At 50.2% G+C, this 16,198-nt stretch carries 11 protein-coding genes and 3 rRNA genes; 10 read left to right on the top strand and 4 right to left on the bottom strand.

Annotated features, from left to right (window positions below; genetic code table 11):
• Positions 1–198 precede the first annotated feature (198 nt).
• The 3 genes from U0026_RS22455 (at position 199) to rrf (ending at position 5,093) form a co-directional block, all read left to right on the top strand.
• A 16S ribosomal RNA gene (locus U0026_RS22455) occupies positions 199–1,738 on the top strand.
• A gap of 232 nt (positions 1,739–1,970) precedes the next feature.
• Positions 1,971–4,880, top strand: a 23S ribosomal RNA gene (locus U0026_RS22450).
• Between the two features lie 97 nt (positions 4,881–4,977).
• Positions 4,978–5,093 (top strand): 5S ribosomal RNA (rrf, locus tag U0026_RS22445).
• The 16S, 23S and 5S rRNA genes sit together here, the layout of an rRNA operon.
• Before the next feature lie 135 nt (positions 5,094–5,228).
• On the opposite strand, the gene mobB is transcribed toward rrf, so the two are convergent.
• Entirely contained in the window at positions 5,229–5,771 is a 543-nt protein-coding gene (gene mobB / locus U0026_RS22440; RefSeq protein ID WP_062776466.1) for a molybdopterin-guanine dinucleotide biosynthesis protein MobB, read from the bottom strand.
• The gene (gene mobA, locus U0026_RS22435; RefSeq protein WP_062776467.1) at positions 5,768–6,352 is read right to left on the bottom strand and encodes a molybdenum cofactor guanylyltransferase MobA; all 585 of its coding nucleotides are present in this window, start codon (positions 6,350–6,352) and stop codon (positions 5,768–5,770) included. The genes mobB and mobA overlap by 4 nt, the downstream gene beginning before the upstream one ends.
• 69 nt (positions 6,353–6,421) lie before the next feature.
• On the opposite strand from mobA, the gene U0026_RS22430 reads away from it, so the two are divergent.
• The 3 genes from U0026_RS22430 to dsbA all read left to right on the top strand — a co-directional run bounded on the left by U0026_RS22430 (position 6,422) and on the right by dsbA (position 8,404).
• A complete protein-coding gene (locus U0026_RS22430) occupies positions 6,422–6,691 on the top strand; it encodes a YihD family protein (protein ID WP_062776468.1) in 270 nt (89 codons plus the stop codon).
• A 75-nt stretch (positions 6,692–6,766) separates the two neighbouring features.
• On the top strand, positions 6,767–7,753 hold the full coding sequence (locus U0026_RS22425; RefSeq protein ID WP_062776469.1) for a serine/threonine protein kinase: 987 nt from the start codon (positions 6,767–6,769) through the stop codon (positions 7,751–7,753).
• Between the two features lie 27 nt (positions 7,754–7,780).
• Entirely contained in the window at positions 7,781–8,404 is a 624-nt protein-coding gene (dsbA, locus tag U0026_RS22420) for a thiol:disulfide interchange protein DsbA (RefSeq protein ID WP_062776470.1), read from the top strand.
• A gap of 14 nt (positions 8,405–8,418) precedes the next feature.
• On the opposite strand, the gene U0026_RS22415 is transcribed toward dsbA, so the two are convergent.
• Entirely contained in the window at positions 8,419–9,327 is a 909-nt protein-coding gene (locus U0026_RS22415) for an acyltransferase (protein ID WP_062776472.1), read from the bottom strand.
• Positions 9,328–9,722: 395 nt separating this feature from the next.
• Between U0026_RS22415 and polA the strand changes: the two genes are divergently transcribed.
• Together polA and U0026_RS22855 are read left to right on the top strand one after the other, a co-directional pair.
• On the top strand, positions 9,723–12,512 hold the full coding sequence (gene polA, locus U0026_RS22410; RefSeq protein ID WP_062776473.1) for a DNA polymerase I: 2,790 nt from the start codon (positions 9,723–9,725) through the stop codon (positions 12,510–12,512).
• Between the two features lie 165 nt (positions 12,513–12,677).
• Positions 12,678–12,725, top strand: coding sequence for a spot 42 RNA, inhibition of DNA synthesis (locus tag U0026_RS22855; protein WP_071892919.1), 48 nt, complete (start codon positions 12,678–12,680; stop codon positions 12,723–12,725).
• Between the two features lie 159 nt (positions 12,726–12,884).
• Here U0026_RS22855 and yihA read toward each other — a convergent pair whose 3' ends face one another.
• Positions 12,885–13,520 (bottom strand): ribosome biogenesis GTP-binding protein YihA/YsxC, encoded by a 636-nt coding sequence (yihA, locus tag U0026_RS22405; RefSeq protein WP_062776475.1) that lies wholly within the window; start codon positions 13,518–13,520, stop codon positions 12,885–12,887.
• Between the two features lie 591 nt (positions 13,521–14,111).
• Between yihA and yihI the strand changes: the two genes are divergently transcribed.
• Both yihI and hemN read left to right on the top strand, forming a co-directional pair.
• On the top strand, positions 14,112–14,630 hold the full coding sequence (gene yihI, locus U0026_RS22400) for a Der GTPase-activating protein YihI (RefSeq protein ID WP_062776476.1): 519 nt from the start codon (positions 14,112–14,114) through the stop codon (positions 14,628–14,630).
• A gap of 188 nt (positions 14,631–14,818) precedes the next feature.
• Entirely contained in the window at positions 14,819–16,192 is a 1,374-nt protein-coding gene (hemN, locus tag U0026_RS22395; protein ID WP_062776478.1) for an oxygen-independent coproporphyrinogen III oxidase, read from the top strand.
• Positions 16,193–16,198: the final 6 nt, after the last annotated feature.

Here is a 16,198-nt window from a genome sequence, read left to right as displayed (position 1 = left end):
AAAGCGTAATATACGCCACCTCGCAACAGTGAGCGAAAGCCGTGTTGCACTGCTCTTTAACAATTTATCAGACAATCTGTGTGGGCACTCGAAGATACGGATTCTTAAACGTCGCAAGACGCTAAATGAATACCAAGTCTCAACGAGTGAACATACGTAATTCATTACGAAGTTTAATTTATTGAGCATCAAACACTTAAATTGAAGAGTTTGATCATGGCTCAGATTGAACGCTGGCGGCAGGCCTAACACATGCAAGTCGAACGGTAGCACAGAGAGCTTGCTCTTGGGTGACGAGTGGCGGACGGGTGAGTAATGTCTGGGAAACTGCCCGATGGAGGGGGATAACTACTGGAAACGGTAGCTAATACCGCATAACGTCGCAAGACCAAAGTGGGGGACCTTCGGGCCTCACACCATCGGATGTGCCCAGATGGGATTAGCTAGTAGGTGGGGTAACGGCTCACCTAGGCGACGATCCCTAGCTGGTCTGAGAGGATGACCAGCCACACTGGAACTGAGACACGGTCCAGACTCCTACGGGAGGCAGCAGTGGGGAATATTGCACAATGGGCGCAAGCCTGATGCAGCCATGCCGCGTGTATGAAGAAGGCCTTCGGGTTGTAAAGTACTTTCAGCGAGGAGGAAGGCATTGTGGTTAATAACCGCAGTGATTGACGTTACTCGCAGAAGAAGCACCGGCTAACTCCGTGCCAGCAGCCGCGGTAATACGGAGGGTGCAAGCGTTAATCGGAATTACTGGGCGTAAAGCGCACGCAGGCGGTCTGTCAAGTCGGATGTGAAATCCCCGGGCTCAACCTGGGAACTGCATTCGAAACTGGCAGGCTAGAGTCTTGTAGAGGGGGGTAGAATTCCAGGTGTAGCGGTGAAATGCGTAGAGATCTGGAGGAATACCGGTGGCGAAGGCGGCCCCCTGGACAAAGACTGACGCTCAGGTGCGAAAGCGTGGGGAGCAAACAGGATTAGATACCCTGGTAGTCCACGCCGTAAACGATGTCGACTTGGAGGTTGTTCCCTTGAGGAGTGGCTTCCGGAGCTAACGCGTTAAGTCGACCGCCTGGGGAGTACGGCCGCAAGGTTAAAACTCAAATGAATTGACGGGGGCCCGCACAAGCGGTGGAGCATGTGGTTTAATTCGATGCAACGCGAAGAACCTTACCTACTCTTGACATCCAGAGAACTTAGCAGAGATGCTTTGGTGCCTTCGGGAACTCTGAGACAGGTGCTGCATGGCTGTCGTCAGCTCGTGTTGTGAAATGTTGGGTTAAGTCCCGCAACGAGCGCAACCCTTATCCTTTGTTGCCAGCGGTTCGGCCGGGAACTCAAAGGAGACTGCCAGTGATAAACTGGAGGAAGGTGGGGATGACGTCAAGTCATCATGGCCCTTACGAGTAGGGCTACACACGTGCTACAATGGCATATACAAAGAGAAGCGACCTCGCGAGAGCAAGCGGACCTCATAAAGTATGTCGTAGTCCGGATCGGAGTCTGCAACTCGACTCCGTGAAGTCGGAATCGCTAGTAATCGTAGATCAGAATGCTACGGTGAATACGTTCCCGGGCCTTGTACACACCGCCCGTCACACCATGGGAGTGGGTTGCAAAAGAAGTAGGTAGCTTAACCTTCGGGAGGGCGCTTACCACTTTGTGATTCATGACTGGGGTGAAGTCGTAACAAGGTAACCGTAGGGGAACCTGCGGTTGGATCACCTCCTTACCTTAAAGAAACGTGCTTTGAAGTGTCCACACAGATTGTCTGATGAATGATGAACTTCTGAATGTACTTACGAGTGCATTAAGAAGTTTTGCTCTTTAAAAATCTGGATCAAGCTGAAAATTGAAACGACACACTGTGTCTGTTCTCCGTAATAAGAACAGATAAGCGGTGTGTTCGAGTCTCTCAAATTTTCGCAACGCGGAATGTTTTACGAAACATCTTCGGGTTGTGAGGTTAAGCGACTAAGCGTACACGGTGGATGCCCTGGCAGTCAGAGGCGATGAAGGACGTGCTAATCTGCGATAAGCGTCGGTAAGGTGATATGAACCGTTATAACCGACGATTTCCGAATGGGGAAACCCAGTGTGTTTCGACACACTATCATTACGTGAATACATAGCGTAATGAAGCGAACCGGGGGAACTGAAACATCTAAGTACCCCGAGGAAAAGAAATCAACCGAGATTCCCCTAGTAGCGGCGAGCGAACGGGGAGCAGCCCAGAGTCTGAATCAGCATGTGTGTTAGTGGAACGGTCTGGAAAGTCCGGCGATACAGGGTGATAGCCCCGTACACAAAAATGCATGTGTTGTGAACTCGAAGAGTAGGGCGGGACACGTGGTATCCTGTCTGAATATGGGGGGACCATCCTCCAAGGCTAAATACTCCTGACTGACCGATAGTGAACCAGTACCGTGAGGGAAAGGCGAAAAGAACCCCGGCGAGGGGAGTGAAACAGAACCTGAAACCGTGTACGTACAAGCAGTGGGAGCCTTGATTTATCAGGGTGACTGCGTACCTTTTGTATAATGGGTCAGCGACTTATATTCTGTAGCAAGGTTAACCGAATAGGGGAGCCGAAGGGAAACCGAGTCTTAACTGGGCGTTAAGTTGCAGGGTATAGACCCGAAACCCGGTGATCTAGCCATGGGCAGGTTGAAGGTTGGGTAACACTAACTGGAGGACCGAACCGACTAATGTTGAAAAATTAGCGGATGACTTGTGGCTGGGGGTGAAAGGCCAATCAAACCGGGAGATAGCTGGTTCTCCCCGAAAGCTATTTAGGTAGCGCCTCGTGAACTCATCTTCGGGGGTAGAGCACTGTTTCGGCTAGGGGGTCATCCCGACTTACCAACCCGATGCAAACTACGAATACCGAAGAATGTTATCACGGGAGACACACGGCGGGTGCTAACGTCCGTCGTGAAGAGGGAAACAACCCAGACCGCCAGCTAAGGTCCCAAAGTCACAGTTAAGTGGGAAACGATGTGGGAAGGCTCAGACAGCCAGGATGTTGGCTTAGAAGCAGCCATCATTTAAAGAAAGCGTAATAGCTCACTGGTCGAGTCGGCCTGCGCGGAAGATGTAACGGGGCTAAACTGTGCACCGAAGCTGCGGCAGCGACACTATGTGTTGTTGGGTAGGGGAGCGTTCTGTAAGCCGTTGAAGGTGTCCTGTGAGGGGTGCTGGAGGTATCAGAAGTGCGAATGCTGACATAAGTAACGATAATGCGGGTGAAAAACCCGCACGCCGGAAGACCAAGGGTTCCTGTCCAACGTTAATCGGGGCAGGGTGAGTCGACCCCTAAGGCGAGGCCGAAAGGCGTAGTCGATGGGAAACAGGTTAATATTCCTGTACTTGGTGTTACTGCGAAGGGGGGACGGAGAGGGCTATGTTAGCCGGGCGACGGTTGTCCCGGTTTAAGCATGTAGGCGGAGAGTTTAGGTAAATCCGGACTCTTATTAACGCTGAGGTGTGATGACGAGGCACTACGGTGCTGAAGTAACAAATGCCGCACTTCCAGGAAAAGCCTCTAAGCATCAGGTAACATCAAATCGTACCCCAAACCGACACAGGTGGTCAGGTAGAGAATACCAAGGCGCTTGAGAGAACTCGGGTGAAGGAACTAGGCAAAATGGTGCCGTAACTTCGGGAGAAGGCACGCTGATATGTAGGTGAAGTGGTTTACCCATGGAGCTGAAATCAGTCGAAGATACCAGCTGGCTGCAACTGTTTATTAAAAACACAGCACTGTGCAAACACGAAAGTGGACGTATACGGTGTGACGCCTGCCCGGTGCCGGAAGGTTAATTGATGGGGTTAGCTGTAAGGCGAAGCTCTTGATCGAAGCCCCGGTAAACGGCGGCCGTAACTATAACGGTCCTAAGGTAGCGAAATTCCTTGTCGGGTAAGTTCCGACCTGCACGAATGGCGTAATGATGGCCAGGCTGTCTCCACCCGAGACTCAGTGAAATTGAACTCGCTGTGAAGATGCAGTGTACCCGCGGCAAGACGGAAAGACCCCGTGAACCTTTACTATAGCTTGACACTGAACACTGGTCCTTGATGTGTAGGATAGGTGGGAGGCTTTGAAGTGTGGACGCCAGTCTGCATGGAGCCAACCTTGAAATACCACCCTTTAATGGCTGGTGTTCTAACGTAGACCCGTTACCCGGGTTGCGGACAGTGTCTGGTGGGTAGTTTGACTGGGGCGGTCTCCTCCTAAAGAGTAACGGAGGAGCACGAAGGTTAGCTAATCCTGGTCGGACATCAGGAGGTTAGTGCAATGGCATAAGCTAGCTTGACTGCGAGAGTGACGGCTCGAGCAGGTGCGAAAGCAGGTCATAGTGATCCGGTGGTTCTGAATGGAAGGGCCATCGCTCAACGGATAAAAGGTACTCCGGGGATAACAGGCTGATACCGCCCAAGAGTTCATATCGACGGCGGTGTTTGGCACCTCGATGTCGGCTCATCACATCCTGGGGCTGAAGTAGGTCCCAAGGGTATGGCTGTTCGCCATTTAAAGTGGTACGCGAGCTGGGTTTAGAACGTCGTGAGACAGTTCGGTCCCTATCTGCCGTGGGCGCTGGAGAATTGAGGGGGGCTGCTCCTAGTACGAGAGGACCGGAGTGGACGCATCACTGGTGTTCGGGTTGTCATGCCAATGGCATTGCCCGGTAGCTAAATGCGGAAAAGATAAGTGCTGAAAGCATCTAAGCACGAAACTTGCCCCGAGATGAGTTCTCCCTGACTCCTTGAGAGTCCTGAAGGAACGTTGAAGACTACGACGTTGATAGGCTGGGTGTGTAAGCGTAGCGATACGTTGAGCTAACCAGTACTAATGAACCGTGAGGCTTAACCTTACAACGCCAAAGGTGTTTTGTTGGTGATGAGACACGATATTCAGCTTGAGACAGATTAAATCGACATGCAGAGATGCGTGTTGATAAACAGAATTTGCCTGGCGGCAACAGCGCGGTGGTCCCACCTGACCCCATGCCGAACTCAGAAGTGAAACGCCGTAGCGCCGATGGTAGTGTGGGGTCTCCCCATGCGAGAGTAGGGAACTGCCAGGCATCAAATAGTGAAGAAGCCCATCCTGCCGGATGGGCTTTTTTGCGTGTGTGCGAAATGAAAGCACGAATAAAACCCCGGGGTCACTGCGTTCGGCCGGGCGACAACAGCCCCGTCCGGAAGCCCGGACGAGGCGTTCACGCCGACTCCGGGGAAGCTGCGGACCCAAATCCTCCAGCGCCACCCAACCAGCCCACAATAAATTCCACAATCTCCTCGAAATCGTTCAAATCCAGCACTGGTACATCAATATCTAATGTAATATCGCTGGCCACTGCGATCGTATGTTCATCAATAACAAGCTCATCAATCGCATGTCCAGTCGCCTCTCGAAACAGTAAAATCTTAGCTACTGCCTCCTGTTTAAACCCTTCAACCAGTACCAAATCCAGCCTTGATGCATCCATTCGGCTTACCAGCCAGGCGAGATCGAGTTCACCTTCTTCCAGTGTTTCCGTCATCAGCGCCCAGCGTTGTTGGCTGGCGACTAACGTCTGCGCCGCACCCGCTTTACGCAGCTCATAGCTATCTTTACCGGGTTTATCGACATCCATATTGTGGTGAGTATGTTTAATCAATCCAGGGCGAATACCGCGAATGCAGAGTTCAGGGATCAATTTTTTCAACAGCGTTGTTTTTCCCGTACCACTCCAGGCTGCAATCGCTAATAACGGGATCATTTCGCCCCCTGATTTTTCTGCAAATCTTCCAATGTATTGATGTTGCGAAATGCTGACTTTATGTCGCTAAAATCTACAGAATGACCGCCAACTTCACGCATAAATACCATAACGCGTCGATCGCCACGAATCAGGTAATCTGATATTTTCGATGCCAGACTGCGATGCGCCAGTGCAACAGCTGGGTGATCCCTGTCGCCGTCATTGACCCAAACGACAGGCGCCTGAAAACGATCAATATCTAAACGAGCGAACAGATCCACTGGAATAAAAGGAGTGTCGCATGGGCAAAACAGAAACCACTCATCAGGTAATTGCTGCATAACCGACAACATACCGGCCAAAGGACCAGGAAAGTCTGACAACGTATCACTTATGACCGGTAGACCGCTTTCCTGATAGGTATTCAGATTCCGGTTCGCGCTAATAACCACTGAACTTACCTGTGGATGCAGCCTGTCAGACACGTGTTGCCACAGCGGCTTACCATCCAGCAGCATCAATCCCTTATCCTGCCCACCCATTCTGCTGGCTTTACCGCCCGCCAATACCACGCCCGTGACCTGGCTCTTTGCATTCACCGTTATCGCCTCTTTTATTGTAGGGATTACCCTGCTACCGTATCTTTATCAAGCGTAAGGAGCATGACCATGAAATGTAAACGTCTGAACGAAGTTATTGAACTCCTCCAGCCAGCCTGGCAGAAGGAGCCTGAGCTGAATTTAATGCAATTTTTGCAGAAACTGGCGCAGGAGTCAGGTTATGACGGTGAATTGGCCGATTTAACGGATGATATTCTGATCTACCATCTGAAAATGCGCGACTCGGCAAAGGATGCGGTGATCCCCGGTATTCAGAAAGATTATGAAGAAGACTTCAAAACCGCATTACTCCGCGCTCGTGGGGTGATTAAAGAGTAAAAGGTTGTAAGCAGAGCCGCTCAAACCGCTGCGAAATGATATCCTGACTCATTCGTATCGTTATCGGATGTCAGGATGAACGACAAGGCTTTCACATTCCAGACTCTTCACCCGGATACCATTATTGATGCCCTGTTTGAGCAGGGTATCCGGGTTGATTCTGGTCTCACACCTCTAAATAGTTATGAGAACCGGGTGTACCAGTTCCAGGATGAAGACCGTCGCCGCATGGTGGTGAAGTTCTATCGTCCGGAACGCTGGTCAGCCGCACAAATACTTGAAGAGCATCAGTTTGCGCTGGAGCTGGTTCAGGATGATGTGCCGGTTGCCGCCCCCCTCGCCTTTAACGATAAAACCCTGTTAACTCACGATGGTTTTTACTTCACCGTATTTCCAAGCGTGGGTGGCCGCCAGTTTGAATCCGATAATCTGGATCAAATGGAGTGGGTGGGACGCTACCTAGGACGTCTGCATCAGACCGGGCGTAAATCACGCTTCGTAGCGCGTCCGGATATCGGCGTCAAAGAGTACCTTATTGAACCTCGTGCTGTGTTTGAACACTCGGCGCTGATCCCCGCTGGATTAAAAGACCGTTTCCTGAAAGCGACAGATGATCTGATTGATGCGGTAATGGGGCAGTGGCACGGGCGCTTTAATTCGCTGCGTCTGCACGGTGACTGCCATGCCGGGAATATTCTCTGGCGTGATGGCCCCATGTTTGTCGATCTTGATGATGCGCGAAACGGTCCCGCTATACAGGATCTCTGGATGCTACTTAACGGCTCTCTTGCCGAAAGACGCATGCAACTTGAAATGATCGTAGAGGCTTATGAAGAATTCAGCAGCTTTGATTCAGATGAATTGGCGCTGATTGAGCCTTTACGTGCAATGCGGTTGGTTTATTATCTGGCCTGGATCATCAGACGCTGGGATGACCCCGCATTTCCGAAAAATTTTCCCTGGTTAACCGGGGAAGATTTCTGGCATCGGCAGATTGCTACTTTCATTGAGCAGGTGAAGGTTCTACAAGAACCCCCTCTACAGCTAACGCCAATGTATTAATTCGACATAGTCAGGAGAGAGTGAGTTATGAAAAAGGTTTGGCTTGCGCTGGCAGGTATGATTCTGGCATTCAGTGCATCTGCTGCTCAGATCACCGAAGGCAAACAATACGTTACTATCGATAAGCCGGTTGCAGGTGAGCCGCAGGTACTGGAGTTCTTCTCCTTCTACTGCCCACATTGCTATCAGTTCGAGGAAGTTTTGCACGTTTCTGACAACGTGAAGAAAAAGCTTCCAGAAGGCGTAAAAATGACTAAATATCACGTTGAGTTCCTGGGCCCTCTGGGCAAAGATCTGACTCAAGCGTGGGCCGTAGCAATGGCGCTGGGCGTGGAAGACAAGGTTACTGTACCGATGTTTGAAGCGGTACAGAAAACGCAAACCGTTCAAACCGTTGCTGACATCCGCACTGTCTTTATCAACGCGGGTGTGAAAGGCGAAGACTACGATGCTGCATGGAATAGCTTCGTGGTGAAATCGATGGTCGCTCAGCAGGAAAAAGCCGCAGCCGATCTTCAGCTGCAGGGCGTTCCAGCCATGTTCGTTAATGGTAAATACCAGCTGAACCCGCAGGGCATGGACACCAGCAATATGGACGTCTTTGTCGCTCAGTATGCTGATACCGTTAAACAGCTTGTTGAGAAGAAATAAAATGAAAACGCCGGTCACTGACCGGCGTTTTTGTATTTTGCTTTGATGGCATCTATCTGCCTGTCTTTCTCTTCCCACAATGCATTCAGCCATAGCTGAAAGCGTCGCTTGAAACTCTTATCACCGACATAATCCCCGTATAGCTCAGGATCTACCGGTCGTAAATTGACGGTAACAACGATGCGCGTCAATTTCCCACTGAGCATATCGTAGAATGGCGTCTTATCATTTTCCGGATAGCACAGCGTGACATCGAGCAGCTTATCAAACTGAGAGCCTAATACGTTTAATGCCATGGCAATGCCCGCAGCTTTCGGCGGAAGCAGGTTTTTATACGGTGAGCGGGTTTGCTGGCATTTTTCAGGGGTAAAGCGTGAACCTTCTACAAAGTTAACGATGGTTGTTGGATGCGAGCGGAATTTCTCACAGGAGCGGCGAGTTGTTTCAACATCTTTACCGCGATGCTCTGGATGGCGAATTAAAAAGCTCCGGGAATAGCGGCGCATAAAAGGCATATCTAAGGCCCAGCATGCCAGCCCCATAAAGGGTACCCAGGCCAACTGTTGCTTGAGAAAATACTTATTCATCGGGATGTGGTTACGGAAAATCACACAAAGCACCACGATATCCGCCCAGCTGTGGTGATTACAGATAAGCAGGTACCAATTTTTTTTATTGAGCGTTTCCAGCCCCTGAATGTCCCACTTGAGCCAGGGATTGAAGTACAGCAAAGCAGCCAGCCCAGAGCACCAGCAGTACATCATGAAATTACAAAATACTGAGACTGAACGCCATATCACCGGGATGGGAAAAATCAGCTTAACGATCCCGGCAAGTATGATGGGTATGGAGCATAATATCGTCAGCAAAATGGTAAGTGCGATACTTATGGGCAATGTTATCGCCGCGAGTAATCTCGACATAGTATGTTTATTCAGATAGTTAGTTATATAAAGTGCCCATATAAAAGGCACAAGGCACTGATTTTACCAGAAAACGCACCAAATGATGGGTCTTAGAGGAATACAAAAAGAACCAGCATGTCTATCCACATTGTGTGAATTATCATCAGATCGAATTTTACTGGCTCGATCTTGTTATAACAAATTGAAAGTAATGGATTATTTTAAATTTAAGTCTGTGTTAAAGATGCTTTGTTATTATTAAAATAAAATTATTCACAAAGTTATCCACATTTTGTTTTACGCGCGATCGCGAAGATCTCTAAATCTTTTCGCCTTATTTTGGCGAAAAACTCATGTTTTCATGCTGTCTGTGGCATCCTTTACCCATAATCTGATAAACAGGCACGGAAATTATGGTTCAGATCCCAGAAAACCCTCTCATCCTCGTTGATGGCTCCTCTTATCTCTACCGGGCATATCACGCATTCCCACCGCTAACTAACCGTGCAGGCGAGCCGACAGGCGCGATGTATGGTGTGTTGAACATGCTGCGCAGCTTGATCCTGCAATATCAGCCGACTCACGCGGTTGTGGTTTTTGATGCGAAGGGGAAAACCTTCCGTGACGAACTGTTTGAAGACTACAAGTCTCATCGCCCACCGATGCCGGACGACCTGCGTGCGCAAATTGAGCCGCTGCATACGATGGTGAAAGCGATGGGACTGCCGCTACTGGCAGTCGCGGGCGTAGAAGCGGACGACGTTATCGGGACGTTGGCACGTGAAGCGGAAAAAATGGGGCGCCCAGTGCTGATTAGCACCGGCGACAAAGATATGGCGCAGCTGGTGACGCCGGGCATCACGCTTATCAACACCATGACCAATACCATCCTCGGCCCTGAAGAAGTGGTCACAAAATATGGTGTACCGCCGGAGTTGATCATCGACTTCCTGGCGCTAATGGGTGACTCTTCGGATAACATTCCAGGCGTACCGGGTGTTGGCGAGAAAACGGCACAAGCGCTGCTGCAAGGCTTAGGTGGTCTGGATACGCTGTATGGTGAACCTGAAAAAATTGCTGGGCTGACCTTCCGTGGCGCGAAAACCATGGCGGCGAAGCTTGAGCAGAATAAAGATCTGGCCTATCTCTCCTACAAACTCGCCACCATTAAAACCGACGTGGAGCTGGAACTGGGATGCGAACAGCTGCTTGTTTCACCTCCATCGGCGAATGAGTTGCTGGAGTTGTTTAAGAAGTACGAATTCAAACGCTGGATAACTGATGTTGAGTCCGGTACCTGGATGCAGGCCAAAGGCGCCAAGCCGGCAGCAAAACCGGCGAAAGCCGCTGTCGCGACCGTTGAGCCTGAAGAAGAGTTGGCAACCGTATTATCATCAGAAAACTACGTTACCATTCTTGATGAAGAAACCTTGGTGACGTGGATCGACAAGTTAAAAAATGCGCCATTGTTCGCCTTCGATACGGAAACGGATAGCCTTGATAATATCTCAGCTAACATGGTCGGCTTGTCGTTTGCCACCGAACCGGGTGTTGCCGCTTATGTCCCGGTTTCCCATGACTATCTTGATGCGCCGGATCAGATCTCTCGTGAACGCGTGTTGGAGCTGCTTAAACCGCTACTAGAAGACGATAGCCTGCTGAAGGTAGGTCAGAACCTGAAATTCGATCGCGGCATTCTTGCTAACTATGGCGTCGAACTGCGCGGCATTGCTTTTGATACCATGCTGGAATCCTACACGCTGGACAGCGTGGCCGGACGCCATGATATGGACAGCCTCTCCGACCGCTGGCTGAAGCATAAAACCATCACTTTTGAAGAGATTGCCGGGAAAGGCAAAAACCAGCTGACCTTTAACCAGATTGCGCTGGAGGAAGCCGGGCGCTACGCGGCGGAAGATGCCGATGTCACGCTGCAACTGCATCTGAAAATGTGGCCGAAGCTACAGCAGACGGAAGGGCCACTACGCATCTTCAATGAGATAGAAATGCCGCTGGTGCCCGTACTGTCACGAATTGAACGCAACGGTGTGAAAATTAATCCGACCGTATTGCATGCGCACTCGCAGGAAATCGCTAAACGTCTGGTTGAACTGGAGCAGAAAGCTTACGAGATTGCAGGCGAAGAATTTAACCTCGCTTCGCCAAAACAGCTGCAAACTATCTTGTTTGAAAAGCAGGGTATTAAGCCGCTGAAGAAAACCCCGGGCGGCGCGCCGTCTACGTCGGAAGAGGTGCTGGAAGAGCTGGCGCTGGATTATCCGCTGCCGAAAGTGATCCTTGAATATCGCGGGCTGGCGAAGCTGAAGTCGACTTATACCGACAAACTGCCGCTGATGATTAACCCGAAGACCGGTCGCGTACACACCTCCTATCACCAGGCGGTGACGGCAACCGGGCGCCTTTCTTCGACCGATCCTAACCTGCAAAATATTCCGGTGCGTAGCGAAGAAGGACGCCGTATTCGTCAGGCGTTTATTGCGCCGGAAGATTACGTCATCGTCTCTGCCGACTACTCGCAAATTGAACTGCGTATCATGGCGCATTTATCTCGCGATGAAGGCTTGCTGAAGGCGTTTGCAGAAGGTCAGGATATCCACCGTGCGACCGCTGCCGAAGTGTTTGGTATGCCGCTGGAGAGCGTGACCGGCGAACAGCGTCGTAGCGCAAAGGCAATCAACTTTGGTCTGATCTACGGCATGAGTGCATTTGGGCTGGCGCGTCAGCTGAACATTCCGCGTAAAGAAGCGCAGAAGTATATGGACCTCTACTTTGAGCGCTATCCAGGTGTACTGGACTACATGGAACGTACCCGTGCGCAGGCGAAAGAGCAGGGCTTTGTTGCCACGCTGGATGGTCGTCGCTTGTATCTGCCGGATATTAAATCCAGCAATGGCGCGCGTCGTGCTGGTGCTGAGCGTGCGGCGATTAACGCCCCAATGCAGGGTACCGCTGCTGATGTTATCAAGCGGGCAATGATTGCCGTCGATAGCTGGTTAGAAGGTGAAAAACCGCGCGTTCGTATGATCATGCAGGTACACGATGAATTAGTCTTTGAAGTTCATAAAGATGATGTGGATGCGGTAACGAAAAAGGTGCATGAATTAATGGAAAACAGCACCCAACTGGATGTGCCATTGCTGGTGGAAGTGGGCAGTGGTGAAAACTGGGATCAAGCGCATTAAGTGTTCGATTAATAACTCTGGTTTATGTAAGTAAGCAACATAACTTATCTAATTTTGTGATGAACATTAGAATTCGCTATGTAATATATGAAAAAAAACTACAAAAAATGCTTTCTGTGAACTGTAAAAAAGAGTAGAGTTAATCTCGTAGGGTACAGAGGTAAGATGTTCTATCTTTCAGACCTTTTACTTCACGTAATCGGATTTGGCTGAATATTTTAGCCGCCCCAGTCAGTAATGACTGGGGCGTTTTTTATTGGGCGAAAGAAAAGTTTTCGCATCAGTCAATTTGATATGTGTTAGGTCGGACGAGGGGATAAATCGAGCCCGGAACAGGGCGCCAGGCGCCGCTATCCGGGGTTATGGCGGGAATTACTCTTCGGCGATTTCTGGCTCTTCCTGCGGTGGAATTTCGTTATACCAGCTATCGAGCTTCTGGCGAAGTTTGTCCACGCCCAGCTTTTTCAGTGAAGAAAATGCTTCAACCTGCACATCCCCATTAAAGGCAAGAACTGCCTCACGCACCTGGTTTAACTGCGCTTTACGTGCGCCGCTTGCCAGCTTATCTGCCTTAGTCAACAGTACCAAAACCTGGATTTCACTGGCGACCGCCCACTCGATCATCTGTTGGTCGAGATCCTTCAGCGGATGACGGATATCCATCAGTATGACTAATCCTTTCAGGCACAGACGTTTTTCCAGGTATTCACCCAGCGCCTTTTGCCATTTGATCTTCATCTCTTCTGGAACTTGTGCGAAGCCATAGCCTGGAAGGTCGACCAGGCGCTTGCCTTCTACGACTTCGAACAGGTTGATAAGCTGCGTACGTCCTGGCGTTTTTGAGGTACGTGCGAGGCCTTTCTGGTTGGTCAGCGTATTCAGGGCGCTGGATTTCCCGGCATTAGAGCGGCCGGCAAACGCCACTTCGATTCCGGTATCGGACGGTAAGTGGCGAATATCAGGCGCACTCGTCACAAAGTGCGTCTGTTGGTAGTTCAGGTTAGTCAAAACGGTTATCTCCGTTAAATCAGCATATGGAGGCGATTATACCCGATCGGTAGAAAAAGGCTGATTTTCCTCAACCGCTCATTCGCTGTAAGCCAATGGCTGCCCGTTTGTAAGACATTCGCCATTGTTACTATGAGAAATCTAAGTTAAAGCGCAGGTTGAAAAATAGTCGACATGATAAAAATCATAACCTTACAGATATGTAATATTCTGATTTGTCTCTTTTTACTCTTTTCATTGCTTGTTAGTTTAACGCAACACGGTAAAGTAGCACCCATCGGCAAGGGCGCCAGAAGGATTTAGACTCAGGATGAGGGGTCAGGAACGCCAGGAGGCGAAGACCTACGGAATTTGTCAGGATGACCAACGTCTGGAGACGTTACGCAGGGATAGGGAACAATAACAGGGACTGTTATAAAGCTAACGGATAAACAGGGCGCGTTGTAAGCCAACATGGAATGTAGAACCCGTAATGGGTTGTGAGTCAGGAAAAAAGGCGACAGATTACTCTGTCGCCTTTTTTCTTTGTTTGCTTTCTGCTAGATTCCGGCTCAATTCTATACTGAATAAAACGGCTTAAAGACTGACATCATGAAAAAACCAACCTCTGCACCGCGTAGTAAAGCACCGGGCAAACAGCATCGTAAAACACGCGAAGAACTGAATCTGGAAGCTCGCGATCGTAAAACCGATAAAAAACACCGTGGTAACGCGGCAGGCAGCCGTGCGTCTGGCTCTGACGGTGCATCCGGCTCGAACAAACAAAAGCAGCAGCAAGACCCTCGTATTGGTAGTAAAAAACCGATCGCGCTGGGCGTCACTGACGCTCCGGTCGCTAAACAGCACAAACCGAAGAGCGAGAAACCTATGCTTTCACCGCAGGCTGAGCTGGATATGCTGGAGAGTGATGAGCGCCTGGATGCGCTGCTTGAACGTCTGGAAAATGACGAAATCCTGACTGCTGAAGAGCAGAAGTGGGTTGACGCCAAGCTGGATAGAATTGACGAGCTGATGCAGAAACTCGGCCTCTCTTATGATGACGATGAAGAAGAGGAAGAGGAAGAAGAGGGCAAGGAAGACATGATGCGTCTGCTGAGAGGCGGAAACTAAGGTTTGCACCCGATTGGCTTGCCAGTCCTTCTTATAACCCTTTTGGTTATATGTTATCTGGTGTGGTTATTCGTTAAACTACGACGGTTGTCGCGGCGTCAAAGATGGCTGCGCAACCGGCAATTTCACCGCAATACGGTGATGCCGGCAAGCCGTCGTCGTTCTCGACACCATCGGAAGGAGTGAGCATGTCTTTGCAGTTAATCGACTGGGATCTGGCCCTGATCCAGAAATATAACTATTCCGGGCCGCGCTATACCTCGTATCCCACCGCACTGGAATTTTCTGACGCCTTTGGCGAACCCGAATTCTTGAACGCCGTTGCGCGTTACCCTGAACGCCCCTTGTCGCTGTACGTGCATATTCCGTTCTGCCACAAGCTTTGCTATTTCTGTGGCTGCAATAAAATCGTCACTCGTCAGCAGCACAAAGCCGATCAATACCTCGACGTCCTGGAACAGGAAATCCGGCAGCGCGCACCGTTGTTTGCTGGACGACACGTCAGCCAGTTGCACTGGGGCGGCGGTACGCCAACCTATCTCAACAAAGCGCAAATTAGTCGTCTGATGTCACTGCTGCGCGAGAGTTTTCAGTTTGATGAAGACGCCGAGATATCGATTGAAGTCGACCCGCGTGAAATCGAGCTAGATGTTATCGATCATCTGCGTAGCGAAGGCTTTAATCGCCTCAGTATGGGCGTGCAGGACTTCAACAAAGAAGTGCAACGGTTGGTGAATCGCGAGCAGGATGAAGAGTTCATCTTCGCACTGCTTAATCGCGCCCGCGAAATTGGCTTCACCTCGACGAATATCGACCTGATCTATGGCCTGCCAAAGCAGACGCCTGAGAGCTTTGCGTTTACGTTGAAACGTGTTGCGGAGCTGAATCCTGACCGCCTGAGCGTATTTAACTACGCGCACCTGCCGACGCTTTTCGCCGCACAGCGTAAAATTAAAGATGACGATCTGCCTTCGGCGCAGCAGAAGCTGGATATCCTACAGGAAACTATCGCTTCACTGACCGACGCGGGCTATCAGTTCATCGGCATGGACCACTTTGCTCGTCCGGATAACGAACTGGCGGTGGCTCAGCGTGAAGGTGTGTTGCATCGTAACTTCCAGGGCTATACCACCCAGGGCGACACAGATCTTTTGGGCATGGGGGTTTCCGCTATTAGCATGATTGGCGACTGCTATGCTCAGAATCAGAAAGAATTGAAGCTTTACTATCAACAGGTTGCAGAACAGGGAAATGCTCTGTGGCGTGGTATTGCCTTAACGCGTGATGATTGTATTCGTCGTGATGTCATTAAGGCGCTTATCTGCAACTTCAGTCTCGACTTTGCGGCGGTAGAAAAAGAGTGGGGGCTGATATTTAGCGACTACTTTGCGCAAGATTTGGAACTTCTGGCACCGCTGGCGAAAGATGGGCTGGTGGAGGTTAATGAGAAAGGGATCCAGGTGACCCCAAAAGGTCGTCTGCTGATTCGCAATATCTGCATGTGCTTTGATGCTTATCTGCGCCAGAAAGCGCGGATGCAGCAATTCTCACGGGTGATTTAGCGATGA

Origin of the sequence: Kluyvera intermedia (genome assembly GCF_034424175.1) — a bacterium.
Taxonomy (GTDB): Bacteria; Pseudomonadota; Gammaproteobacteria; order Enterobacterales; family Enterobacteriaceae; genus Kluyvera; species Kluyvera intermedia.
The sequence above is the reverse complement of the archived record's forward strand: the minus strand, read 5'-3'. Positions and strand labels throughout refer to the sequence as shown.